Source organism: Novosphingobium mathurense, from assembly GCF_900168325.1.
Taxonomy (GTDB): Bacteria; Pseudomonadota; Alphaproteobacteria; order Sphingomonadales; family Sphingomonadaceae; genus Novosphingobium; species Novosphingobium mathurense.
In genome coordinates this window covers 1-23480 of record NZ_FVZE01000003.1, presented here as the reverse complement: position 1 = coordinate 23480, position 23480 = coordinate 1, and the positions used below count along the sequence as shown (strand labels likewise).

24 protein-coding genes and 3 pseudogenes are annotated in these 23480 nt (G+C 62.3%); 13 read left to right on the top strand and 14 right to left on the bottom strand.

Annotation, left to right across the window (positions count from 1 at the left end; all coding sequences use genetic code 11):
* Positions 1-17: 17 nt before the first annotated feature.
* Positions 18-542 (bottom strand): MarR family winged helix-turn-helix transcriptional regulator, encoded by a 525-nt coding sequence (locus B5483_RS11210; RefSeq protein WP_079730411.1) that lies wholly within the window; start codon positions 540-542, stop codon positions 18-20.
* Between the two features lie 199 nt (positions 543-741).
* Here B5483_RS11210 and B5483_RS23495 point away from each other — a divergent pair.
* A pseudogene (locus B5483_RS23495) lies at positions 742-831 on the top strand (transposase); the annotation flags it as partial.
* A gap of 116 nt (positions 832-947) precedes the next feature.
* Here the strand turns inward: B5483_RS23495 and B5483_RS11205 are convergent.
* The gene (locus tag B5483_RS11205) at positions 948-1436 is read right to left on the bottom strand and encodes a MarR family winged helix-turn-helix transcriptional regulator (protein WP_245829019.1); all 489 of its coding nucleotides are present in this window, start codon (positions 1434-1436) and stop codon (positions 948-950) included.
* A 310-nt stretch (positions 1437-1746) separates the two neighbouring features.
* On the opposite strand from B5483_RS11205, the gene B5483_RS11200 reads away from it, so the two are divergent.
* From B5483_RS11200 to B5483_RS11190, 3 genes are read left to right on the top strand one after another with little or no spacing between them, the layout of a single operon-like run.
* The gene (locus tag B5483_RS11200; RefSeq protein WP_054948283.1) at positions 1747-2631 is read left to right on the top strand and encodes a bifunctional 5,10-methylenetetrahydrofolate dehydrogenase/5,10-methenyltetrahydrofolate cyclohydrolase; all 885 of its coding nucleotides are present in this window, start codon (positions 1747-1749) and stop codon (positions 2629-2631) included.
* A gap of 42 nt (positions 2632-2673) precedes the next feature.
* On the top strand, positions 2674-3051 hold the full coding sequence (locus tag B5483_RS11195) for a dihydroneopterin aldolase (RefSeq protein WP_245829014.1): 378 nt from the start codon (positions 2674-2676) through the stop codon (positions 3049-3051).
* Complete coding sequence (locus B5483_RS11190; RefSeq protein ID WP_176168014.1) at positions 3042-4343, top strand: chorismate-binding protein; 1302 nt, start codon at positions 3042-3044, stop codon at positions 4341-4343. The genes B5483_RS11195 and B5483_RS11190 overlap by 10 nt, the downstream gene beginning before the upstream one ends.
* A 137-nt stretch (positions 4344-4480) precedes the next feature.
* On the opposite strand, the gene B5483_RS11185 is transcribed toward B5483_RS11190, so the two are convergent.
* The 4 genes from B5483_RS11185 to B5483_RS11170 are packed head-to-tail and all read right to left on the bottom strand — an operon-like array spanning position 4481 to position 7592.
* Positions 4481-5392 (bottom strand): class III extradiol dioxygenase subunit beta, encoded by a 912-nt coding sequence (locus tag B5483_RS11185; RefSeq protein WP_079730409.1) that lies wholly within the window; start codon positions 5390-5392, stop codon positions 4481-4483.
* Positions 5392-5802, bottom strand: a complete 411-nt coding sequence (ligA, locus tag B5483_RS11180; protein WP_054948286.1) for a protocatechuate 4,5-dioxygenase subunit alpha — start codon at positions 5800-5802, stop codon at positions 5392-5394. The genes B5483_RS11185 and ligA overlap by 1 nt, the downstream gene beginning before the upstream one ends.
* Positions 5803-5831: 29 nt before the next feature.
* A complete protein-coding gene (gene purU, locus B5483_RS11175) occupies positions 5832-6689 on the bottom strand; it encodes a formyltetrahydrofolate deformylase (protein WP_079730408.1) in 858 nt (285 codons plus the stop codon).
* 33 nt (positions 6690-6722) lie between these two features.
* The gene (locus B5483_RS11170; RefSeq protein ID WP_079730679.1) at positions 6723-7592 is read right to left on the bottom strand and encodes a methylenetetrahydrofolate reductase; all 870 of its coding nucleotides are present in this window, start codon (positions 7590-7592) and stop codon (positions 6723-6725) included.
* Between the two features lie 130 nt (positions 7593-7722).
* Between B5483_RS11170 and B5483_RS11165 the strand changes: the two genes are divergently transcribed.
* Together B5483_RS11165 and desA are read left to right on the top strand one after the other, a co-directional pair.
* Positions 7723-8493 carry an alpha/beta fold hydrolase gene (locus tag B5483_RS11165; protein WP_079730407.1) on the top strand — a complete coding sequence of 257 codons (771 nt, stop codon included), beginning with the start codon at positions 7723-7725 and terminating at the stop codon, positions 8491-8493.
* Positions 8493-9896 carry a syringate O-demethylase gene (desA, locus tag B5483_RS11160; RefSeq protein WP_079730406.1) on the top strand — a complete coding sequence of 468 codons (1404 nt, stop codon included), beginning with the start codon at positions 8493-8495 and terminating at the stop codon, positions 9894-9896. Before B5483_RS11165 ends, desA begins: the two co-directional genes overlap by 1 nt.
* A 194-nt stretch (positions 9897-10090) precedes the next feature.
* On the opposite strand, the gene B5483_RS11155 is transcribed toward desA, so the two are convergent.
* The 4 genes from B5483_RS11155 to B5483_RS11140 form a co-directional block, all read right to left on the bottom strand.
* Positions 10091-10849 carry an IclR family transcriptional regulator gene (locus tag B5483_RS11155; protein ID WP_079730405.1) on the bottom strand — a complete coding sequence of 253 codons (759 nt, stop codon included), beginning with the start codon at positions 10847-10849 and terminating at the stop codon, positions 10091-10093.
* 7 nt (positions 10850-10856) lie between these two features.
* The gene (locus tag B5483_RS11150; RefSeq protein ID WP_176168013.1) at positions 10857-11258 is read right to left on the bottom strand and encodes a nuclear transport factor 2 family protein; all 402 of its coding nucleotides are present in this window, start codon (positions 11256-11258) and stop codon (positions 10857-10859) included.
* The gene (locus tag B5483_RS11145) at positions 11255-12382 is read right to left on the bottom strand and encodes a cobalamin-independent methionine synthase II family protein (protein ID WP_079730404.1); all 1128 of its coding nucleotides are present in this window, start codon (positions 12380-12382) and stop codon (positions 11255-11257) included. Before B5483_RS11145 ends, B5483_RS11150 begins: the two co-directional genes overlap by 4 nt.
* Positions 12383-12556: 174 nt before the next feature.
* Positions 12557-13981, bottom strand: coding sequence for an aldehyde dehydrogenase family protein (locus B5483_RS11140; protein WP_079730403.1), 1425 nt, complete (start codon positions 13979-13981; stop codon positions 12557-12559).
* Between the two features lie 290 nt (positions 13982-14271).
* On the opposite strand from B5483_RS11140, the pseudogene B5483_RS23490 reads away from it, so the two are divergent.
* Together B5483_RS23490 and B5483_RS22835 are read left to right on the top strand one after the other, a co-directional pair.
* Positions 14272-14496: pseudogene (locus B5483_RS23490) on the top strand (CoA-binding protein); the annotation flags it as partial.
* Between the two features lie 19 nt (positions 14497-14515).
* On the top strand, positions 14516-14734 hold the full coding sequence (locus B5483_RS22835) for an acetate--CoA ligase family protein (protein WP_139383966.1): 219 nt from the start codon (positions 14516-14518) through the stop codon (positions 14732-14734).
* A gap of 192 nt (positions 14735-14926) precedes the next feature.
* On the opposite strand, the gene B5483_RS11130 is transcribed toward B5483_RS22835, so the two are convergent.
* The 3 genes from B5483_RS11130 to B5483_RS11120 form a co-directional block, all read right to left on the bottom strand.
* Positions 14927-15781, bottom strand: coding sequence for a p-hydroxycinnamoyl CoA hydratase/lyase (locus B5483_RS11130; protein WP_079730402.1), 855 nt, complete (start codon positions 15779-15781; stop codon positions 14927-14929).
* 245 nt (positions 15782-16026) lie between these two features.
* On the bottom strand, positions 16027-16599 hold the full coding sequence (locus tag B5483_RS11125; RefSeq protein WP_079730677.1) for a VOC family protein: 573 nt from the start codon (positions 16597-16599) through the stop codon (positions 16027-16029).
* A gap of 11 nt (positions 16600-16610) precedes the next feature.
* Positions 16611-17846 carry an aromatic ring-hydroxylating oxygenase subunit alpha gene (locus B5483_RS11120; protein WP_079730401.1) on the bottom strand — a complete coding sequence of 412 codons (1236 nt, stop codon included), beginning with the start codon at positions 17844-17846 and terminating at the stop codon, positions 16611-16613.
* A 264-nt stretch (positions 17847-18110) separates the two neighbouring features.
* Between B5483_RS11120 and B5483_RS11115 the strand changes: the two genes are divergently transcribed.
* Positions 18111-20408 carry a TonB-dependent receptor gene (locus B5483_RS11115; protein ID WP_245829011.1) on the top strand — a complete coding sequence of 766 codons (2298 nt, stop codon included), beginning with the start codon at positions 18111-18113 and terminating at the stop codon, positions 20406-20408.
* A gap of 43 nt (positions 20409-20451) precedes the next feature.
* On the opposite strand, the gene B5483_RS11110 is transcribed toward B5483_RS11115, so the two are convergent.
* Positions 20452-21165, bottom strand: a complete 714-nt coding sequence (locus B5483_RS11110) for a TetR/AcrR family transcriptional regulator (protein ID WP_054948297.1) — start codon at positions 21163-21165, stop codon at positions 20452-20454.
* A 200-nt stretch (positions 21166-21365) separates the two neighbouring features.
* On the opposite strand from B5483_RS11110, the gene B5483_RS11105 reads away from it, so the two are divergent.
* From B5483_RS11105 to B5483_RS11090, 4 genes and pseudogenes are all read left to right on the top strand, one after another.
* The gene (locus tag B5483_RS11105; protein ID WP_079730400.1) at positions 21366-22160 is read left to right on the top strand and encodes an SDR family NAD(P)-dependent oxidoreductase; all 795 of its coding nucleotides are present in this window, start codon (positions 21366-21368) and stop codon (positions 22158-22160) included.
* Between the two features lie 16 nt (positions 22161-22176).
* Complete coding sequence (locus B5483_RS11100) at positions 22177-22512, top strand: MDR/zinc-dependent alcohol dehydrogenase-like family protein (protein ID WP_079730399.1); 336 nt, start codon at positions 22177-22179, stop codon at positions 22510-22512.
* Positions 22472-23203 (top strand): MDR family NADP-dependent oxidoreductase, encoded by a 732-nt coding sequence (locus tag B5483_RS11095; RefSeq protein WP_079730398.1) that lies wholly within the window; start codon positions 22472-22474, stop codon positions 23201-23203. The genes B5483_RS11100 and B5483_RS11095 overlap by 41 nt, the downstream gene beginning before the upstream one ends.
* A 19-nt stretch (positions 23204-23222) precedes the next feature.
* Positions 23223-23480 (top strand): annotated as a pseudogene (locus tag B5483_RS11090) (aromatic ring-hydroxylating oxygenase subunit alpha); the annotation flags it as partial.

Genomic DNA, 23480 nt, shown 5'->3' with positions numbered 1-23480 from the left:
CGAGCGGGGGAGGGCTGCTATTCGCCATTTTCCTGCGGGCGGGTGCGTTCGAGGAACAGCGAATTGCCATCCTCGTCGGTTGCCTCCAGCGTGTCGATCAGGATCTTGAGAATGTGGTCGAACATGGCGACTTCGTGGGGCAGCAGATTGGACATGAGATAGTCCGCGACCTGGCCGCTCTGCGGCTCCATGATCCGGAACAGCCGTTCGCCCTCTTCGGTCAGGGTCAGGCGTTTGCGCCGCTTGTTCTGCGGGTCGCGTTCGACGCGGATACGGTCGTTGCGTTCCAGCGCGAAGACGGCACGAGAGACGCTCATTGCGCTCACTCCGGTCATGTCCGCAAGTTCGTGGCTGGCGCAGCCGGGATAGCGGCCGATCAACATGAGCAGCCGAAACTCGTTGACGCTGATCTTGTACTGCTGCTCGAGGTGCATCGAGAAAGGCGCGAGCAGCTTGTTCGAGAGCTTGAGCAGACGATGCAGGATATCCGCATGGGTACCCGTTGCCTCATCCGGCTCAATCTCGGGAATGTCTTGCGTCATGGCCGGTCCGCTGCGTGGTTTCTCGCTTCCAGCCAGCCTAGCGCATAGGTTTGCAGCACTGTCAATATAATCACGACCGTTAGTGATAGATCTTGCCCTCATTGTACAATGGCGACTGACCTGGGCCCGGCAAACTGGTCCGAACATTCTGAGAATTTCCCGGTTAGGTTTGGCCAGTGCCAGTCAGGAGATTCGCGGCATGAAGAAGTCCAGGTTCAGTGAGCAGCAGATCGCCTTCATACTGAAGCAGGCGGAGGACGGGACAACGGTCGCGAAGGTGGGCCGGAAGGCCTGAACGCCTTCGTCGAAACCAAAACCATCCTGCTCGACGGAGCACCCACCAGCCTTTGGCAGTGTCCGATCTGTGGTGGTGGCACGCCCCGGTCATCCTGCCTGTCCGGGGCGTCAGCCTTCGTCAGAGCTCTCGTTAGTCCCCCTGCGGCAGTCGGCGAGACCCTTGCGGACGCGTTGCATGTACGCGCGGAAAACTTCCTGTTCCGCTGGGCTCAACGGGGAGAGGACATCACGGTCGGCTTCTTCCAGAGCTGCAGTCATCTTGCGCAGCGTCGCATCGCCGAGCCTCGTGAGGTAGAGTGCATTGGCCCGGGAATCGGGCGCTGCCGCTCGTGTTACGAACCCACGAGCCTCGAGGATATTGACCAGTTTCATGGCACTGGCGCGATTGATCGACAGCGCCTCGCCCAGCGCAGTCTGGGTGCAGCCGGCATTCTTGTTGATCACGATCATCGCCGTGACCCTGGCTGGCGAAATGTCGAATTCCGCGAGTGCTTCGCGTGCGCGCGCATCGACATCGACCTGGAGCATCTTGAGTTGATAACCGAAGGAATTGTCGAGGTCAGTCTCGTCGGACCGGCTATTGTCTTCAACTTGCAATGAGTTTCGAGCCCCACCCTGAGACGCTTTGCGTCGTTTGCATCGAACGATGACCATTCGCCGCCGCGGCGTCAAGATGAGCGGTTTGCGTCCTCGCCCCGCGATGCTGAGCGCGTCGCGCAGAATTATCAAGGTCTCTATTTCATAGACATGAAAATTCGTATATTGGAAAAAAGGTCTTATAGCGACGCACTGGGCCTGACATTCGCGATTGGCGAGAGGAAACAATGAAGATCGTCCGAACTGGGGTTCCGCACGCCCGTAATCCCGATCGCAAGACCGAAGGTAATCTCGCGCCGGCGAGCGAACAGTGAGCGCGCTGATCGACGGCAAGGCGCTCGCACGCAGCGTTTCGGAGCAGACCGCAGAGACGGTGAGGGGACTGACCGAAAGGCTGGGCCAGGCGCCTGGGCTGGCGGTCGTTCTGGTGGGCAATGACCCGGCCAGCGAAGTCTATGTCGGGCGCAAGGTCCGCGAATGCCGTAAGGTCGGCATGCGTTCGACCGAACATCGACTTCCGGCCGCGACGGATGAAGCGGATCTGCTTGCCCTGATCGAAGACCTTAATAGCGATCCGACCGTCCATGGAATTCTCGTCCAATTGCCGCTTCCGGATCACATCGATGCGGGCCTCGTGCTCGACGCGATCACACCGGACAAGGATGTTGACGGGTTTCATCCGGTCAACGTCGGTCGGCTTTCGACCGGGACCGGCGGGCTTGTCCCATGCACGCCCTTGGGTGTCATGATGTTGCTCGACACCGTCATCTCCGACTACCGTGGGCTCGATGCGGTGGTGATCGGCAAGTCCAACATCGTCGGCAAGCCGGTGGCGATGTTGCTGCTGGAGCGCGAGGCTACCGTTACTGTCACCCACATCGAGACGCGGGGTCTGTCGGAGATCGTGCGCAAGGCTGACATTGTCGTGGCAGCTGCCGGTGCGCCGGGACTGGTAAAGGGCTTCTGGGTCAAGGAAGGCGCGGTCATCATCGATGTCGGTATCACGCGCGTTGCCCTTCCCGATGGTACGACCGGCCTCATGGGCGATGTCGCTTTCGATGAAGTGCAGCATGCGCGTGCGGTCACTCCGGTGCCGGGCGGAGTCGGTCCGATGACGATTGCCTGCCTCCTGTCGAATACGGCTAAGGCCGCTGCTCTGAGCCTCGGTGAAGCGCGGCACAGGCTTTCAGTCTGACGGATCGAAGTGCCGGAGAAAGGGGTGAAGATGAACCTGCAAATGGATCTGACAAGCATCGGAAAGGACGCAGGCCTGAACTGCGTTTCGCAAATTGCGGTCAACGACTTGCGTGTCGCCGCCGATATTGGCGTGCATTCGCATGAGATCGGTCGCAAGCAGACATTGATTATTGGCGTCGTTGCCGACATCGTCACTCCGCGTGAGGACATCCTGACAGAGACGATCGATTACAACCGGATAGTCGAACATGCGCAGGACCTCGCCTGTGAGCGAATCTGCCTTATCGAGACGTTCGCGGCGAGATTGGCCGAACGGTGCCTTGAAAGCGATCTCGTCGTACGGGTCGAGGTTTGCGTTCAGAAGCCGGCTGCCCTTCTCAACGGTCTGGCCTCGACGCGGGTGGTGCGGTGGACCTGAGCGGCCGGACCTACCCCGAAGGATGGTCCATCGGGGCGGGGCAGGTCGCGGATATTCAGCACACTCTACTGACGGAATTCGGGCTTGGCCGCCCCTTCGTCCTGCTCGACGATCAGGCCAGGGACAAGGCGACGATTCTCACCGACCTGGAGGAGGAAGTGTTCTGCGACCGGATCGATCAGGTCGAAAGCGCCCTTTTACGGATCGACGCGCTGATTGCCCGGGGAAGGACCCTGGCAGGGTTCCTCTCCTACGGCGCAGCGCCTGCCTTCGATCGTTTCGCGGTCCGCGCCGACTTCGTTGAATCATCCGGCAGACCCGCACCTTTGCTCTGGTTCGGCGTATTTGGCCGGCAAACCTCTGGCCCGTTGCCGCTCGGTGCATCCTTGCATGAATGTCCCCTCGCGGGCGGAACACGGCTGGAATCGCTGGTAACGCAGCGCGACTTTGAGGCAGGTGCCCGCTCTGTGCTCGAAAGTATCGCGTCTGGCGAGATCTACCAGGCCAACCTGACGTTCCCCACGCGCACGGCATTGCGCGATCCGCTGGCGACCTATTGCCGCATTCGTTCACGCGCAAAGGCGCCGCTGGGTGCCATGATCGCCACTGGAGAGCGCCATGTGCTGTCCTTTTCGCCCGAACTCTTCTTTCGGTTTGAAGGAAATCAGCTGCAGGCCCGACCGATGAAAGGCACACGGCCGCGCCATCTTGATCCGGTTCGGGATCGGCAATTGCATGACGAACTGCTTGGCAGTCCCAAGGACCGCGCCGAGAACCTGATGATCCTCGATCTCCTGCGCAACGACATGTCGCGCGTGAGCGAGCCGGGTAGCGTGCGCTGCCCGGCGCTCTTCGATATCGAGGGGTATCCATCGGTCTGGCAGATGACATCGACGGTGCGCAGCCGCGTGAGAGCGGGCGTCGGAGCCATGGACATCCTCAAGGCGCTTTTTCCCTGCGGATCGATCGTTGGGGCACCGAAGATCAGGGCCAGCGAAGTCATCGCGCGCGTCGAAACCTTCGGTCGCGGCCTCTACACGGGGGCCCTCGGCGTTCTCGGCAAGAACCGGGCAATGTTCAACGTCGCGATCAGGACCATGGACGTGACCGGCGCCGGCGAGGGCTACAGCGGACGTCTTGATGTCGGTTGCGGCATCGTTGCCGATAGTGTGCCTGCCCTTGAATGGGAGGAATGCCTCGCCAAGGCGCGCTTTGCGGGAGAAGTGCGTGAGCCGGATCTCTGGGCAACAGCGCCCTCATTTCTTCCCGTTATGGCAATGCCCTACAGTTAAGAAGTTCCAAGCCCTTCTGGCCTGCAAACAGGAACGGACATCTGGCGGCGCACGGCTGCCAGATGTCCGTTCATCCGGGTGTTCGTCGCACGGCCACCATAGTCTTTCGTGAAGGAGCAGCCGAGCAGGTCGATCGATCAGGCGATCATCTTCTGCGCGATCGGGCTGCCGCCTTCGAGGGTGCGGCTAGGCGGCACCGTAGGATCGACGGGTTCGAGGACAATGTGGCCGAGGGCCGTATTGCTGACCGGCACGTGGTAATGGCGATGCAGGGCCCGGGTGCTCTTGCCAAGGGCGCCGCGCATGATCAGCCACATGACCATTTCGATCCCTTCCGAGCCGGTCTCGCGCAGGTACTCGATGTGGGGGACATGGCGCAGGTCCTGTCCTTCCCCGGTCAGTCCGTCGAGAAAGCGGTTGTCCCATTCCTTGTTGATCAGGCCGGCGCGCGGCCCCTGCAACTGGTGGCTCATGCCGCCCGTGCCCCAGATCTGGACCTTGAGGTCTTGAGGGAAACTTGAAACCGCGCGCGAGATCGCTTCACCCAGCGCCCAGCAGCGATTGCCCGATGGCGGCGGATAGGTCACGACATTGACGGCCAGCGGGATCACTTTCACGGGCCATTTCTCGACATCGCCGAACATCATCGTGAGCGGCACGGTCAGGCCGTGGTCCACTTCCATCTCATTGATGATGGTCGTGTCGAACTCGTCGAGGACGAGGCTCTGCGCGATGTGCCAGGCTAGGTCGGGGTGCCCTTCGACCACCGGCACGGGACGCGGACCGAAGCCTTCGTCGGCCGGAGTGAAGCTTTCGCCGCAGCCGATGGCGAAAGTCGGGATGACTTTCATGTCGAAGGCGCTGGCATGGTCGTTGTAGACCAGGATGACGACATCCGGACGGCTGTCCGGTGCCGTGATCCATTCGCGGGTCCAGTCGAACCCGGCGAAGGCTGGCTTGAAGTAGTCGTCGCCGTCCTTGCCGTGATCATGGGCATAACCGAGCACCGGAATGTGGCTGCAGCCAATGCCGTGGGTAATGCGTGCCATCAGTTGTTCTCCCGGATCGAGCGCTGCCCCACAGGGGAGCGCCCGCCTGCCATCATCATCGCCTGGTATTCCTCGACGCTCATGCCGGTCATCGTCGAAACGCCCTGGACAACGCTGATGCCGTCGGTGGAGAAGACCTTGGCGAGAAAGTAGATATTGCCGCCCAGATTGAGCAGTCGGTTGTAATCGCGGGCAAGCAGGGCCTCTTTCTGCTCTTCGCTCATCGGCCATTCATCGATGTAGGCCCGCTCGTCTGCCTTGAACCGTTCGCGGTTCTCCGGCTTCATCAGGCTCATGGCGCACTGGTTGAGGTGATAGCCCTGGCGGGCACGCTGCGCAGTGAATACTTGCGTGCCGGGAATGTCCTCAAGGTCCGCCAGATATGTGGCGATGTCTGTCGCTTCGCGCATGGAAACTGTCCTTTCGCTGCTGATGCAGCCTAGTCGCGGAATACGACGGTGCGGGCGCCATTGGCGAAGACCCGGTCGTCGAGGTGCAGACGAACCGCTTCGGCGAGAACGCGCCGTTCGATGTCGCGGCCCCGGCGTACCAGTTCCTCGGGCATGTCGGCGTGGCTGATGGACTCCACATCCTGATGGATGATCGGGCCTTCGTCGAGATCGGCGGTCACGTAATGAGCGGTCGCACCGATCATCTTCACGCCGCGGTCGAATGCCTGGTGATAGGGCTTGGCCCCCTTGAATCCGGGCAGGAAGGAGTGATGGATATTGATGCAGCGGCCGGAGAGGAACCCTGCCATCTCGTCCGAGAGGATCTGCATGTAGCGTGCCAGAACCACCAGTTCCGCGCCGCTCTCTTCAACCAGTTCGCGGATCTGCGCTTCCTGTTGCGGCTTGGTCTCCTTGGTGACCGGCAAGTGCGTGTAGGGCAGGCCATTGATCAGCGAAGTATGCAGGACTTCGCGCGGATGGTTCGAAATGATGCCGACCACGTCCATCGGCAGTTCACCGATACGCTGACGGTAGAGCAGGTCGCCCAGGCAATGGTCCCACTTGGAAACCATGAGCATGACCTTCTTGGGTCGCGCCTTGTCGCGCAGGCTCCAATCCATACCCGCGGCCTCGGCAATCGGTACGAAGCCGGCTTTAAGCGCGTCCAGAGAACCGGGTTTTCCGGGCTCGAACTCGACACGCATGAAGAAACGACCCGCGGGCCGGTCGTGAAATTCCTGGGCGTCCACGATGTTGCAGCCGCGTTCGGCAAGATAAGTCGCGACCTTGGCGACAAGTCCGGGCGCGTCGTTGCATTGCAGGCGCAGGGTGTAGATCTCAGACACCTCAGAAGGTTCCTCTCTTTATGGAGTGCCGCGTCAGTTCTTGCGCGCGAACTCGTTGATCCATGCGACCGTCTTTTCGAGGCCGCCGAAGGGGTAGAAGTGCAGGCGGACGGGGCCGTGCTCCTTGCCCAGTCCCTGTTCGAGCGCTTTCACCAGCTTGTCCGGACCGGCCGATCCGATGAGCCTGGTGATGGAAATGCCGTACTTTGCCATGACGGAGGCCGAAGCACCGACGCCGCAGCGCGCCGCGAAGCGCATCAGTGTCTTGATACCCGCCGGGCCGGGGACGCCCAGGCGCACCGGTGCTTCGATGCCGCGCTCACGCAGTTCCTTGAGCCAGGAGAGCACCGCGTCGGCGTCGAAGGCGAACTGGGTGACGATCAATGGGGCCATGCCGCGCGCGGCAATGGCCTTGCACTTGTCCTCGAGGACCTGCCAGCATTCCTCGTTCGACATGTTGGGATGCCCTTCGGGGTGGCCGCCAATGCCGATGGCCGTAATTCCGTTCCGCTCGAATTCGCCGGTGGCGATCAGGGCGGCACTGTCGGCAAAGGGACCTTCGGGTTCGGAAGGATCGCCGGCGATGACGAAACTGCGCTTTACGCCGGCTTCGCGGGTCACGGCCGCGAGGTAGCGCTCGAACTCATCGCGCGAGGTAATGCGCCGTGCGGAAAAGTGGGGCATCGGCTCGAATCCGAGTTCGCGCACCGTGCGTGCCGCAGCGACGCGGGCATCGAAATCCTCTCCCGGCAGAAAGGTCAGGGCTATCGGGGTGTCAGGCAGGATCCCGGGCGCGGCAGCGCGCAGGCTCTCCACGTCCTTGGCCGTGATCTCCAGCGAATAGCCGTCGACCATGTTGAGCGGCGGGCGTGCCCAGTTCGGATGGATGATTGGGGTGGTCATGTTCACTTCCTTCTCCCCCGCGCCCAACCTGTCCGCATTTCGGCGAGCCGGAAATGGGGATGGGCTTTTCGAGAACCGATTGCTGAATTCTCTCTAGCGCCTCGAATAAGATTCGGATAGATGAAAATTCATGAATGCGAATTCAAACATCGAATCCGAAGCCGAAACCCTCGTGATCCTGCCGGGGCTCTTGTGCGATGGACGTATGTTTGCCGGGCAGCTTGCGGAATTCGCCGGAAGCAAGAGCATCGACGGCTTCTATGGCGGTGCGGATCGCATCGGCGCGATGGCCGATTACGCGCTGGAACGGATGCCTTCGCGCTGCGCCGTCCTTGGGCACTCGATGGGCGCGCGCATCGCACTTGAGATCGTGCGCAAGGCGCCCGAACGTGTGACGCGACTGGTGCTTGCCGATACCGGTATTCACCCGCCGCGCCCGGGTGAGCGCGAGAAGCGTTACGCCTTGCGCGATTTAGGGCGGGAGCAGGGCTTCGCCGCGCTCGTCGATGACTGGTTGCCGCCGATGGTCGGCCCCGCAATGCGCAGCGACAAAGTGCTTCTCGGCGAACTGCGCGCGATGTGTCTGGACGCGGGGCAGGATGTGTTCGAGGCGCAGATCGAGGCGCTGCTGAACCGTCCGGACGTCACCGATGTACTCACTGAAATCGCCTGTCCGGTTTCGCTGATCGTTGGATCGGACGATGCCTGGTCGCCGGTCGAACAGCACCGCGAGATTGCGGCAGCCATTGGCGACTGCCCGCTCTCCATCGTGCCGGAGGCCGGCCACATGGCGCCTGCCGAAAGGCCCGCCGCTTTCAATGCGGCCATTCGCGAATGGCTCGCATCGAAGGACCTGCAACCTGAAAAGAACCTGACCAAAGTACTGAAAGGCAGAATATAATGACTGAGAAGAGCCTCCAGCAGCTGATCGAAGAGAAGGGCGACATGGTCGACTTCCTGCGCAATCAGCAGACCGGCCCCAACGTCTATCCGGGCGTTCCGGGTGAATATTCGAACTGGCGCGATGAACAGCGTGCGTGGGCGGAGACCGCGGTCCTCTTCAACCAGAGCTTCCACATGGTCGACCTGCTGGTGACGGGCCCCGACGCATTCAAGATGCTGTCCTACCTAGCCCCGAACAGCTTCAAGGGTTTCGTCCCCAACCGCGCCAAGCAGTTCGCTCCGGTCACCCCGGAAGGTTACGTCATCGGCGACGTTATCCTGTTCTATCTTGAAGAAGAGAAGTTCGAGCTGGTCGGTCGCGCGCCGACGATCGAGTGGGTTGAATTCCACGCGGCCTCGGGCAAGTGGGACGTCAAGGTCGAGCGCGACGAGCGCACCGCCGCACGTCCGCTGGACCAGCAGGGCTACCGCCGCAACTACCGCTTCCAGCTGCAGGGCCCGAACGCCATGAAGGTGCTGGAAAAGGCGATGGGCGAGACCCCGCCCGATCTCAAGTTCTTCCACATGGCACCGATCCGGATCAACGGCGTCGAAGTGCGCGCTCTGCGCCACGGCATGGCCGGTCAGCCGGGTTACGAGCTTTTCGGTCCCTGGAAGGACTATGATACCGTGCGCAACGCCCTGCTCGAAGCCGGCACGGACTTCGGGCTGCTTCCCTCGGGCGGTCGCACCTACAGCTCGAACACCCTGGAATCGGGCTGGATCCCGTCTCCTCTGCCGGCCATCTACACCGGCGAGTCCATGCGCGAATACCGCGAGTGGCTCTCGTCCAAGTCCTACGGCGGCATGACCTCGATCGGCGGCAGCTTCGTCTCCGACAACATCGAGGACTACTACCTCAACCCCTGGGAGCTGGGTTACGGCATCATGGTCAAGTTCGACCATGACTTCATCGGCCGCGAAGCGCTGGAAAAGATGAAGGACCAGCCCAAGCGTCGCAAGGTCACCCTCGCACTCGACAACGAGGACGTGATGCGCGTGATCAGTTCGATGCTGACCAAGGGCGATCGCGCCAAGTACATGGACTTCCCGAGCGCAGTCTACGCGATGCACCCATATGACAGCGTGCTGGTGGACGGCAAGCAGGTCGGCCTGTCGACCTGGATCGGTTACACCCAGAACGAAGGCCGTTTCCTCGCTCTGGCGATGGTCGATGAATCGGTAGCAGAGCCGGGCACCCAGGTTTCGCTGCTGTGGGGTGAGCCGAACGGCGGTACCCGCAAGCCGACCGTCGAACGCCACGTCCAGACCGAGATCCGCGCAACCGTTGCACCGGTTCCCTACTCGGAAGTGGCCCGCGACTCTTACGCCGAAGGCTGGCGTACGAAGACGGCTGGCTGAAGCCGTACTTCACCGGTGATCGAAACCGGCCCCCGGCGCGTTCATCGGTGGCGCGCAGGAGGCCAGGATCGACTGGATAGTCAGACAGGGTCGGGGCATTGTCCCGGCCCTGTCTTCTTGTCTGTAACGCAGCCCTGTCTGCACGGCGCATTCGCCTGCAGAAGCAGACCCGGGCTCTTTCGTGCTTTTGGAATCTAGCTGGAGAAGCTCTCGGCCACGGAGATGAGCACCTTGCAGCTCGCCTCTTCGACTTTCGGCGACCAGCGCACGGTCGGGATGGCAATGGCCAGCGATCCCACCGGTTTGCCTTCTTCACGCAGGACCGTGCCCACGCCGCAGATGCCGGGGGTCATTTCCTCGCGGGTTATCGCGAAGCCGAGTTCTCGCGCCATGTCGATCTCGCGGCGCAGCGCGACCTCTTCGGTGATAGTCGCACCCGTATAACGCTCACGCGAGGATTCGCGGAAATAGCGATCGAGGGTTTCCGCATCGAGCGCGGCGAGCATTGCCTTGCCCGCTGCAAGGCAATGCAGCGGCGTGCGGGTGCCGACCCCGATCGAGTAGCGTAGCGTATGTTCTGCGGTCTCTGTGATCGCCGCTTCCAGAAACCAGTCGCGCTGGAGGAAGAAGCTCGCCGTTTCGTTGGAGCGTACCCGCAGCGAACGTACCAGTGGGCGCACGCGCTCGACCAGCGGCAGCTTGCGCGGGCTTGAGCGCAGGCGTTCAAGCCCGGCGCCGGGTTGATAGAGGCGCCCGGTGCGCGAGAGATAGTCGCGCTCCACCAGCGTCGCCAGCAGATAGGACAGGCTGCTCACGGGAATGGCAAGCGCCTGTGCGATTTCCTGGGCCACGACGCCGTCGGGATTGGCGACGACATATTCGATGATGTCGAGCGTACGCATCGCCGACTTGACCGTCGGTGAAGTGCTTGCCGGTGCCCCCGCTATCGCCATTGTCCCCTCAGAACGTCAGTAACCCGCGCCTTTCGGCAAAATGCCAGCCATCGGGCAAACGCACGAACCGGTCGAGGAAAGATCCGACCTTTGGCGCGCCTTCGCCGGTGAAGAGCAGCATTGCGCTCTCGCCCAGAGCGGTGTCCGCGTCAACAACGGTGATCACGACGTTGGAACAGATGTGACGGGTAACGCGCGGGGGACGGGCCTTGAAAGCAGCCAAGATGGCGTCGCGTCCCGTGACCCAGTCGTCCGGCGCCGTGGGACGCGCCATGCGCCCATCGGGGGCATAAAGTGCTGCTATCGCCTCCCAGTCCGCGGCATCGTTGCGGTTGGCATAGCGGGCTACCAGCTTTGCGCAGTCATGTTCGATCGCACGGATCTCATCGGGCGAAAGCGCTTCGCTCACAGGCGGGCCTCCGCGATGTCGGCACCCTCGCGCAAGGCGCGCAGCTTTTTCCAGGTCACGCCGGGATCGATCTTGCCGTAGCCGGCGAATGTGCCGAAGCCACAATCGGTGCTTGCCACGACTCGGTCCTTGCCGACGAAAGCGGCGAAACGTTCGATCCGCTGGGCGATGAGCTCGGGATGTTCGACATAGTTGGAGCAGGTGTCGATCAGGCCGGGCGCCAGTACCTTCCAGTCGGGCAGCCTGGCATCGCGCCATACCGTCCATTCGTGCTCGTGGCGCGGGTTGGCGGCTTCGAACAGCACTGTCGCGGGGCGCGCGGCGATCACGGTATCGACAACCTTCTCGAGTGGAATGTCGTGGTCGTGCGGGCCTTCGTAGTTGCCCCAGCAGATGTGCATGCGCAGCCGCTCGGGAGCGATGTTGGCCGTTGCCGCGTTGAGTGCCTCGACATTGGCGGCGGCTGTGCGCAGGAACGTGTCTTCGTCCTGGTCCTGATAGCCGGTATGGCGCGACATCGCGAGGTCGGGGCAATCGAGCTGAAGGTCGAAACCGGCAGCGACGATGGCCTCGTACTCAGGGCGCATGGCGTCGACAAGATCGGCGAGATAGGCCTCGTGGCTCGGGTAGTGTCGGTTGACCTGGAAGGCGGTGATGAGGCCGGGCGAGGCGGCGTTCAGGAAGCCGCGCACGCCTTGGCCGTGCTTGTCGAGCGCATGGCGGAAACGGCGAGTGTCTTCGTGCAGCGGGTCGAGAGTCCGCAGCCGTACGGGGCCAATGCACGAGGCGCGGGTGAACTCCTGGCTGCCCATGATCGCGGACAGCTTGCGGGACAGCTCCGGGTGCTCGGCGAGATCGGCGGCAGGCTTGCGGTCGATGTGGCCACCGAAACCTTCGAGACGTTCGATCATGTAGGTCGAATAGCCGACCTTCCCGAGTTCGCCGTCGCTGACCCAGCTGACGCCGCTTGCCACCTGCCGGCGCACGGCTTCGTCGACGGCATCCTGCACCAGACGGTCGAATTCGGCGGAGTCGTAAGGTTCGCCCTTGTCGCGCGCGAGTAGCAGCGGGGTCAGTTCGTCGCCGCGCGGCAGGCTTCCGACATGGGTGGTGGCAATGGTCATCAGGCAGCTCCTCTTTCGAGGTCCTGCCTGCCACGAATTCACAAGTGTGTACAGATTCGCATTTGCGAAGTGGCGCTTTTCGGCAAGACAATGTGCAGCGAAATGCCGAAAAGCGCGAAGGGGCCGGACAGGTCCATCCCCTTGCGTCAGTTATCAATCGACTGAGACTGCCGCTCAGGCCGGTTCGGCGGCGAGGGGCACGGCATTGATGACATGCGCCTGGGTGTACTCCATCAGGCCGGCAAGGCCGTGTTCGGAACCCAGACCGGACTGCTTCGATCCGCGGAACGGAATGTTCGGATCGATCGCAAGGTGCTGGTTGACCCAGACCGTACCGGCATCGATGCGACGCGCGACGTCCAACGCCCGCTGTTGATCCATGCCCCAGACGGTGCCGCCAAGGCCATACGGGGAATCGTTGGCGCGGGCGATGACATCGTCGATGTCGGCATACTTCAGGACCGGCAGGACCGGGCCGAACTGTTCCTCGCGCACGAGCGGTGCGTCCTCGTCGAGATCGGCAACGACCGTGGGCGGGATGAAGTAGCCCTTGCGATCCGGCATCTCGCCGCCAGCGATGACCCGGCCTCGGGTCTTGGCATCCTCGATCAGGTCGCGGACCTTTTCGTACTGCATGCGGTTCTGGATCGGGCCGATGGTCGATCCCTGCTTCGACCCGTCATCGACCACGGCCGTTTCGGCGAGGCCGGCAATCTCCGTGCAGAATTCTTCGTACATCGCTTCGGGCACATAGGCGCGCTTGATTGCGACGCAGATCTGGCCGGCATTGGCCATTGCCCCGGCATAGACCTTCTGCGCGGCGATCTTGGCCGGCACGTCGTCGAGCACGATTGCGGCGTCGTTGCCGCCGAGTTCCAGAGTGACGCGCTTTATGCCTTCCGCTGCCGAGGCCATGACCTTCTTGCCCGTCGCGGTCGAACCGGTGAATGCGACCTTGGCGATATCCGGATGGCCGGTGATCAGCGGGCCGAGCTCGTTCTGGTCGCATACGACATTGAAGACGCCGGGCGGCAGGATCCCGGCTGCGACTTCACCCAACAGCAGGGTGGTGAGCGGTGTGGTTGGTGCTGGCTTGGAGACCATGGTGTTGCCGGCGATCAGGCACGGGCCAATCTTGTTGGCCAGCAGGATCACGGGGAAGTTCCAGGGCGTAATCGAAGCGCAGACACCAAGCGGCGTACGGTGTTCTATCACGGTATTGCCGTTCTCATCGCGCAGGGTCTGGTCGGGCAGGCGCATCGCCGCGAAAGCGCGTAGCGTGTAGATGCTGCCGCCAATCTCATAAGTGGCCTGGTCGAGTGGCTTGCCCTGTTCGGCGGTGAGCAGACGGGCGAATTCATCGATGCGCGCTTCGATGGCGTCGGCAAGGCGGTTGATGTAGGCGCCGCGTTCATCCGCGGTGAGGGCCGACCAGGCGGGGAAGGCCGCCTTGGCTGCCGCGACAGCCTGATTGAGCAACGCCTCGTCGGCGCGCGGGCACTGGGCGAAGGCTTCTTCGGTTGCGGGATTGATGACATCGAAGGTTGAGACACCGTCGATCAGTTTTCCGTTCACCAGCAGCTTGAAATCGGTTTTCACGATCGCTCTCCTTGGATTGGCGTCCTGACGGACGGAGAGTTTCGCTCCGTCAGCGTAAGGCATTGACTCTGTGGCCGTGTGGCACCTCTATACGTATGCCTGAGATACATATAGGGCAAGGGCTGCGATGGCTTGAGCCTGTCCGATTGCACGAAATCGATCTCCCGCCTTCACGGGTGGCTGGTTAGCGAGGGCGCGACCCAGTCTTGCGGACTATGTATCACATGGATGCAATATGCGTGGTCCCGTCACATAGTGGGTGAGGAATACGGCCCAACTGGGAGAAGCAGATGTCCACGACCGCAGAATTACAGTCACTTGCGCTAGACCGGGCCGGGACCGACCGGCTCATGAATCCGCGCAGCGTGGCAATCGTCGGCGCGTCCGACCGGCCGGGGTCTCTGGGGGCATCGGTGCTGACGAACCTCGAGCAGCGCGGGTTCTCCGGCGAAATCCACCTCGTCAATCCCGAGCGCGGTGAGATCGACGCACGTCCCTGCGTGCCTGACCTTTCGGCTCTCCCGGAAGGAATCGATGCGGCGGTTCTGGCCATTCCGCAGCCGGCGGTCCTCGATGGGTTGCTGGTGGAGACCATGGCCCCGCGCCGATCTCGAAGTTCTGGCGCACACCCTGGAGGCGCTGTCTGCGATCGTGCGCGGGTCGCCTGCGCTAAGGGAAATCGACCTCAATCCCGTGTTGGTGCTGCCCGAAGGTGAAGGCGTGGTAGCACTGGATGCTTTGAATTCGGGCTGATCCGCCAGGCGGCCCCTTTGCCCCGGACCGCAAGATAATAGGCCCTGCCCGCATCGCCGGGCAGGGCCTTTCAGTATGCGCCGGACGGGATGTGGTCAGGGATCGAAGTCCCGCCCAAGACGCAGTTCCGGTCCGTTTGGCGGCCAATTGGCGAGAGGATGGTGCGCCAGGTCCCGACCGGAGAGAGGTTCGTCAGCCCTCGGTCGCTGCCGCTGCCCGGGACTTGTCGTAGGCGCCGAGGCCTGGCTTGTAGCTCTTCTCGTCGATGAACTGGCGAATGCCTTCCTTGCGGCCTTCGGTCTTGTCATGGAAGTTGCAGGCTTCCTGCATGCGCACGAGATAATCTTCGGCTTCGTCGTAGGTCATCAGCCCGACGCGGCGCACCGCATCCTTGGCGAACTTGAGCGTGACCGGGTTCTTTTCGAGCAGCATGCGCGCGACGTCCTCGGTGCGCGCCTTGAGGCGGTCCAGCGGCACGCTCTCATTGACGAGGCGCATCGCCGCGGCCTGCTTGCCGTCGATCAGTTCCCCGGTCAGGGTCAGCCACATGGCATCGCGCATCGGCAGAAGGTCGACCACGACCTTGGTCACGCCGCCACCTGGCAGGATGCCCCAGTTGATTTCGGAAAGGCCGAACTTCGCCTCGTCGGCGGTGATCGCCAGGTCGCACCCGAAGAGCGGGCCGAAACCGCCACCGAAGCACCAACCGTTGACCATCGCGATCGTCGGCTTCTGGAACCAGCGCAGGCGGCGGAACCAGCCGTAGCTCTCGCTCTGCGACTTGCGCACACCGCGCAGGCCGTTCGCTTCGGTTTCGCGAAAGTATTCCTTGAGATCCATGCCGGCCGACCACGCCGAGCCTTCGCCGCCCAATACGACCACGCCCACGTCCTCGCGGAACTCCAGTTCATCCAGCACCGCCATCATGCGGCGGTTGAGCTTGGGGCTCATCGCGTTGCGCTTCGCGGGACGTGAAAAATAGACCCATGCGATGCCGTGATCGACGGTGAAGGTGACGGTATCGGCTTCGTTTTCGGTTTCTGACATCAGGCAGGCTCCTGTTACTTGTCTTGTGTTCTTGCGTTGGTCTGCCCCCATTGGTCCGGGCAGTAACTTTGTGTATTCCTGGGATACAATAAGGGCGAGGCAGGGAAAGCACAAGGTTCAAGATTGTCTGCCCGGCCTGCAGCGTCAGGCCCGGTCAAGCTGCGCGAGTGCTGCGCATGACGAACGCCGGGTGCCGGACGGCCAAGCGTCCGGTACCCGGCGCCCAATGTGCAGGTTTGCCGGAGTCAGGCCCTGGCGGGCTCGTGCTTGGGCAGCAGCGGCGCGCGCTGGAAGAAGGAGAGGTCTTCCATTTCGTAACTCGCGGGCGTGTCCGCATTGCGCGCGTCGTGCAGCCGTTTCCAGTGGGCGAAGAGGCCCATGATGTGCGGCGGGTCGCCGTGGATTTCGGTGAACACGCCATTGAGCGCGCGCGTATCGAAGTAGGCTGCGTTCACCTCGTCAGCGTAGAGTTCGGTCGCAAGTTCGAAGCCCATGTCGAGCCAGCGCTGGCGCTCCGCCGCAAAGTCGGACACGAGATAGGCGACATGGTGAAAGCCTTCCTCGCCCTTGGCGAACATGTCGCGATAGATCGAGTTATGGTCGTCGTGCTGTTCGATGAACTGGATCATCTGGTCGCCAAGGTAGCCGAAAGCATAGGAAACGTCCGCCTCCTCGGCTGTGCCGCGATAGGTGAACTCGTCGCAGTGGTGATGGCGCACCATGCAGAAGGGGCCGGCACCGAAGGCGTCGGACCACTTGCGGGCTGCCTCGTCGATGCTGCGGACGAAATAGGCCTGTTGGAAAAAAGCGCGCTTCATGCCCATTCCCTTCACTCCGCGGCTTCGCTGAGCGGCTGCTCGACGAAAGGTTCCAGAAGTTGTTCGACCGCCAGCCCCGCAGGCACGCGTCCGGGGCCGATGCACCGGTCCACTTCTTCGTGGAACCAGTAGATCCGGCGCTCCTGGTAATTGATCATCATGCCGGTGAAGCCCCCGGATTCCAGGCTGCGCTGGATGGGGCCGAGGTTCATCATGTCTTCCTGCAGGACATCGTGGAAGATCGGCAGGAAGCGATCCCAGAAGGCGGGACGCTCGCCTTCGCCCCAGTCCGGCGCGACGTAGATAGCCTGCATCGTGCAGTGACCGACCCCGTCCGGCCAGAAGAGCAGGATGGGAAAGCCGGTGGGCTCGACCGGCGTGATCAGGTTGGGGAACATCATGTAGGCGACGTTGTTGAGGCGGTAGAAGTCCGGCATCGAGGGGATGTCAGGCGCGCCCTCGAATTCCACGAAGTTGAGGCCCTCGTTCATTCTCTTGCGTGTCGCCATGCGCGAATGGCCGCCTTCCAACAGTCCCATCGCGGCCGCCTTGCTGTCCAGCATGATGCCGGCATTGGTCGGGTGGATGGTGTTGATGTGATAGACTTCCAGGAAGGCGTCCATCGCCACCTTCCAGTTGCAGGCGATCGGGTAGTCCTGCACGTGGATGGTGCGCAGCTTTTCCATCCCCACGCAATCGAGTTCGGACACGATAGGGCCCAGGTAGTCCATCAGGGGCTGTGCGTCGCGATCGAGATTGACGAATACCCAGCCGCCCCAGGTGTCGCAGGAGGCTTCGATCAGGCCGCGATCGGCCTTGTTGAGGCAGGGAAAGTCGCGCTCATCGGGAACGCCCTTGAGCTTGCCGTCGAGGCCGTAGGACCAGCTGTGGTACTGACAGCGCAAAAGTCTGGTGTTGCCGCTGCTGTCTCGCACCACCGGCGCGCCGCGGTGGCGGCACGTATTGTAGAAGGCCCGCAGCTTGTCGTCCTTCCCGCGGATCAGGAGCAGCGGCACGCCTAGCCGGTCCCACAGGCGATAGTCGCCCGGCTTGCGCAAGTCCTCGTCGCGTCCGGCACAGACCCAGCTTTTCGAAAGCACGTGCTCGCGTTCCAAATCGTGGAAGTCCGGGCTGGTGTAGCGGCCACCCGGAATTTCGGGGAGGGGAGGAAAATCGGAACGCGGTCCGACGCGTGCAGACTCGAAATCGATGACCTTTTCGACTTCGTCATAAATGCTGCCAGACATCAATCTCTCCTCTTGCGTTGATCCGGCGCTTTTTGCACTTAAAATTAAGTGACTGAAAATATTATATTTTATAATTCGCGCACGAGAGGTGATGGAACCTCAAGATGCCGTCCGGCTCCACTATCGAAATGAATAGATGAGCAAGTTTCCGGTGGCTGGCATGAATTGCACAATCGCAATCAAAAATAAACTGCGTTAGAGTTCTACGGTCCGGCACATACGATCGGGCGAAGAACATAGAAAATTCATGGGAAGAGGAGTGGCATGATGATTGGCACAATCTCGAAATCTCGCCGTGCAACCCTTTCGGGAGCAGCGGCCCTTGCGGCGATCGCATGGGCTGCGCCCGCCGCCGCGCAAGATCAAGCCGGGGATCAGGCGAAGACCTCGGAAGCCAGTACAGGCGGGGAACTGGGCGCCATAATCGTGACGGCGCGCCGTCGCAGCGAAACGTTGCAGAATACGCCTGTGGCGATCACTGCGATCCAGCCCGCCCAGCTCGAGGCCAAGGGCACGCTCGATATCGGCGATCTGCAGGGCACCGCGCCCAACCTGCTGATCACGCAGCAGCCGACCGGTTCTTCGGCCGCCAACATTTCGATCCGCGGCATCGCCTTTGCCGACGTCGAAAAGAGCTTCGATCCGGCCGTCGGCATCTATGTCGACGATGTCTATATCGGCACATCGACCGGTCAGTACCTCGACTTCTTCGACATCGATTCCATCGAAGTCCTGCGCGGTCCACAAGGCACCCTGTTCGGCCGCAACACGATTGCCGGCGTCATCACCATCCAGCGCACCAAGCCGACAATGACCTTCAGCGGCAAGGGCGAGGCAAGCGTGTCCAGCTACGGGACCTTCGGATTCAAGGGCGTGCTGAACGTCCCCCTGATCGAAGACAAGCTGGGTGTGAAGCTGTTCGAGTTCCACCAGCAGACCGATGGCTACCAGAAGCACTACCTGACCCGCCAGAACCTGGGCGCGAGCAATACCGAGAATTACGGTGCGGCGATCCGCTTCAGGCCGAACAGCTCGCTGGACATGATCCTGACGCTCGAAAAGCAGGACCAGAAGTTCGAATCCTACATGGGCTCGACGATGATCCCGGGCGATGCCTTCTGCAATTTCGTGCCAGCGGGCGCCTGCGGCGGCAACCTGACCGATGACATCTACACCGTCTACAAGGGCATCGATTCTCCCGGTTTTTACAAGGCCAAGGCGGCCACGCTCAATGTGGACTGGAACACCGGGCCGGTCGACATCACCTCGGTGACGTCCTACCGCAAGAGCCGCGAGCATGTCGTTTTCGACATCGGCACCAACGGCCTGTTCATCGCCGACCGCCCGCAGACCTACAAGCAGTTCAGCCAGGAGCTGCGCTTCGCCGGCGACCTGTTCAACGGCTTCGACTATGTTGCGGGTCTCTATTACTTCGAGAGCGATTACGAGCTGGACCAGACGACGACTGTCTTCGGTGCGCCAGCGGGTGGCATTCACGCGATCGGTCATTCGGAAAGCTACGCGGGCTTTGTCGATTTCAACTGGCAGCTTCTCGACACTGTCCGTCTTTCGGGCGGCGGGCGCTATACGCATGACAGGAAGCGCTATCGTTTCCCGTTGATCCTGACCGATCCGGTCAGCGAAAGCTGGAGCAAGTTCACGCCAAAGGTGACGCTCGACTGGCGTCCGAATGACGCGGTCATGCTTTATGGCACCTGGTCGCGCGGCTATCGCTCCGGTGGTTTCAGCGGCCGCGCCGGCACACCGTTCTCGGCCAGCACGCCCTACGACCCCGAAACGGTCGACAGCTTCGAAGTGGGCGCCAAGACCAAGTGGTGGGACGGCCGGATGACCTTCAACGTTGCCGCCTTCTACACCGACTACAAGGACATCCAGCAAAGCAGCGTCATCACTGCGGCCAATGCCCAGGGCAACGAGACGATCGTGGTCAATGCCGCCGGGGCCAAGATCAAGGGCATCGAGGCGGATCTGGCCATCGAGCCGATCGACCGCCTCAACCTGCGTGCGGCGCTCGGTTATACCGACAGCAAGTTCAAGGGCTTCATCATTGGCCAGCCGATAACCCAGGCGGATGGCAGCGTGTTCCTGCGCCCGCTCGATTATTCGGCCGTCGATCCGATCTTCGCCCCGAAATGGACGGTTTCGGTCAATGGCGACTACACGATTCCGGTCGGGCAGGTCGATGTGACCCTGTCGGCGGGCTATCGTTACATCGCGGCTTACGACCAGCAGATCGCGCCCGATCCGGCGCTCTACGGTCAGCTCTTGACGGAGGGGGCGAGCGACGTGCCGTTCATTGTGCCCCGCAATGACCCGCGCGTCCGGTCCGATCCGCAGAACCTCGTCGATCTGAGCATCTCGGCGGTCTTCCCGATGAATGAAACGGGCGCCAAAGCGCGCGTGACGGGCTTCGTGCGCAATGTTCTGGATGATCGCGGGCCTTCGTTCTCCTTTGCGGTCGCAGCTTACCCGAACCTCTGGCACTACGCGGTGCCGCGCGAGCCACGCGTCTTCGGCGCTTCGTTCGGCATCGAATTCTGATGGCGCAAGGCGGGGTTACTCCTCCCTTGGGCCCCGCCGCCCGTCAGTTCTCTGCCGCAAGCTCCTGTCCGTAGCTCAGCTCGGACTGGAGCTTGCGGACATTTTCGACGAGATCCTTGCGAAGCGAAGCACGCGCCAGCGGCGTGACGATGCGCAGCGCGCCCAGCAGCGCGAAGCCCGTATAGTCTTCGTCCCTGATATTGCCGCCAGCCCACATGTTCTGCACCGCGATCTGGTCGAACATCATCGAGCGCGCGGTGAAGTCCACGTTGACCCAGGGCTGAATGAGCTTCTCCGCCTTCATCTGGGCAATGGCCTGGCGGTGGAGGCGTTCGAAGAAGGCCGTCAGGTGGAATTCGTCGGCGGAACTGACGAGCCGTGGCGCCAGCGCGCGCGACAGCTCGGGAGTGTCGAGCACGGCGCGGCAGGTCTGTTCGACAATGGTGATCAGGCGGGCAAGCCCGTCGCCCGACAGCATCTCCTCGAAATTGCCGATCAGCGTGTCGAGGCGCAGGGCAACCGCCTGCGCGACCAGAGCCTGTTTGCTGCCGTAGATGTCGTAAAGCGTCTTCTTGGTGACGCCGCCGGCTGCGGCCAGTTCGTCGACAGTGACGGCATCGTACCCGCGTTCTGCGACAAGAAGGAGCGTCTGGCGCATGATCATCGCACGTCGCAGCAGACGATTTTTGCTCAGTTTCCGGCCCCTGCGATCCGTCGCATATTCGCCGATCCGATCGACCAGAGCTACCTCAGGCACTCAAAATGTCCTTTTTTTTCGTCACTATCGTCGTGTCTCCTCTTTATGGCCTGCTCGGCTGTCGGGGCCAATAGGGTAGATCGCCAAACTATAATATAGGATAGTATCGTCCAGTACAGGGCAAGAGCAATCTGCTCCTGAAACCGGCACGAAAAGCAAGCGTGGCACGTCGATGCCGCGCAGCAATGGGAAGGGAAGCGATGGAAGGCAAGGTTCTTCAGGACAAGGTTGCGATCGTCACTGGCGCGGGACGCGGAATTGGACGGGCTATCGCGCTCGCCTATGGCGCCGCCGGGGCTAAAGTCGTGGTGGCTTCGCGCACGCCCGCTACGGTCGAACGCGTGGCCCGGGAAATCGTCGATGCCGGCGGGACCGCGATTGGGGTCGCCTGCGATGTCGGGCACCGGGACGAGGTCATGGCCTGCGTCGACAAGGCGGTCGAAACCTTCGGCACCGTCCATATCCTCGTCAACAATTCGCAAGGGTTCGGCACCGAGGCCGATCCCCAGCCCTCGACCGTCTTCGTCGCCTGCGAGGATACCGACGAGGACGAGTGGGAATATACTTTCCGCACCGGCGCGACGGCCAGCCTGTGGTTCATGAAGGCCTGCTTCCCGCACATGAAGAAGGCCGGCTGGGGCAAGGTCATCAACTTTGCGTCAAGTTCGGGCCAGATCGGGTTCGAGGGCAATACCTGCTACAACGCCACCAAGGAGGCGATCCGTGCCCTTTCCCGCACCGCCGCGCGTGAGTGGGGGCAGTACGGGATCAACGTCAATATCATCAATCCCGCGCTGGAAACGCGTGCCTTCGACAAGTGGAAGCAGGCTCGGCCCGAATTCGTCGAGGCCCTGAAGGAGAAGATCCCGATGCGTCGGCTCGGCGATCCCGAACGCGATGCCGGACCGCTTGCGGTGTTCCTCGCGAGCCCGGGGTCGGACTACATCACCGGCCAGACCATGATGCTTGAAGGCGGCATGCACACGCTGCCCTGATCGCTAGGAGGCAGCGATGCGCAATGTCACGAACCGCCTCTGGCAGGTGGGCAAGCCCAACGACGATACCGCTGGCGGCATGGCGCTGGTGCGCGGCCACTTCGAGCGCGGCGAGGGGGACGTGCCCGAAGTCGGCGAAGGGCAGGTGCTGGTGCGGGCCGAGTACTTTTCGCCCGATGCCATGAACCACGCCTGGGTGCGCGGCATGCCGGGCAAGTTCGATCCGCTCGCCCCCGGCACGACAATGCGGGGGGGGGATTGCCGGAACGGTCGTCGAAAGCCGCAATGCCGATTGGCCCGAAGGCACGCGCGTGACCGGCTTCCTCGACTGGGCGGACTATTCGCTCAGTGACGGGACGGACCACATGGGCGTGCCGCTCCAGCGCATTCCCGATGGCGTGGCCACGGCCAGTGGCCTCGTGACGCTGGGAATGAGCGGGGTTTGCGCCTGGCTGGGACTGGCCCGTTTCACCCGGCCGCGTCCCGGCGATACCGTTCTGGTCTCGGGCGCTTCGGGCGGGATTGGCTCGATTGCCGGGCAACTGGTCCCCATATTCGGCGCGCGTCCGGTGGGCATCGCCGGGGGGCCGGAGAAGTGCGCTGCCGCGCTCGAAAACGGGTTCGATGCCATGGTCGACTACAAGGCGGACGACTTGGCCGGCCAGATCGCCCGGGCCTGCCCCGGAGGCGTGGACCTGTTCTTCGACAATGTCGGCGGACCGCTGCTTGATGCTGCGCTCGTCAACATGCGGCACTACGGACAGGTGCTGATCTGCGGTGGCACTGCGCATTACGGCGCAAAGCCGGAGCCTATCTACAACCACATCTACATGGCGATGAGTTCGCTGACGATGCGCGGCTTCTTCTATTTCGATCACGTCGACTTGTGGGAGGAGGGGCGCGAGCGTCTCGCCCGCTGGCTGATCGAGGGGCGCATTCGCGAATGGCTCGATGTTTCGGAAGGCTTCGAGACCGTACCCGCTGCCGCGCTCGCCGGTTTCCACGGTGGGGTGAAGGGTCGCAAGCTTGTGAAGATTGCCTGACGCAAGGAAACAACGGAAAATGGCGGAGAGAGATCCCGAACCGACTTACGGAAGTGCGCGCAGCGAAGGCATCGACTGGAACGGTTTGATGGCTCTCGATTCACGCACGGTTCCGGATTTCCTGACCGAGGAGAGCTATACCTATCGCGGCTCGGACCCGATCCCCGCCGAGCGCTACACCAGCGAGGAATTCGCGAAGCTCGAACGCGAGCGCATGTGGCCTTACGTCTGGCAGTTCGTGGCACGTGAAGAGGACCTGCCCGAACCGGGTGACTTC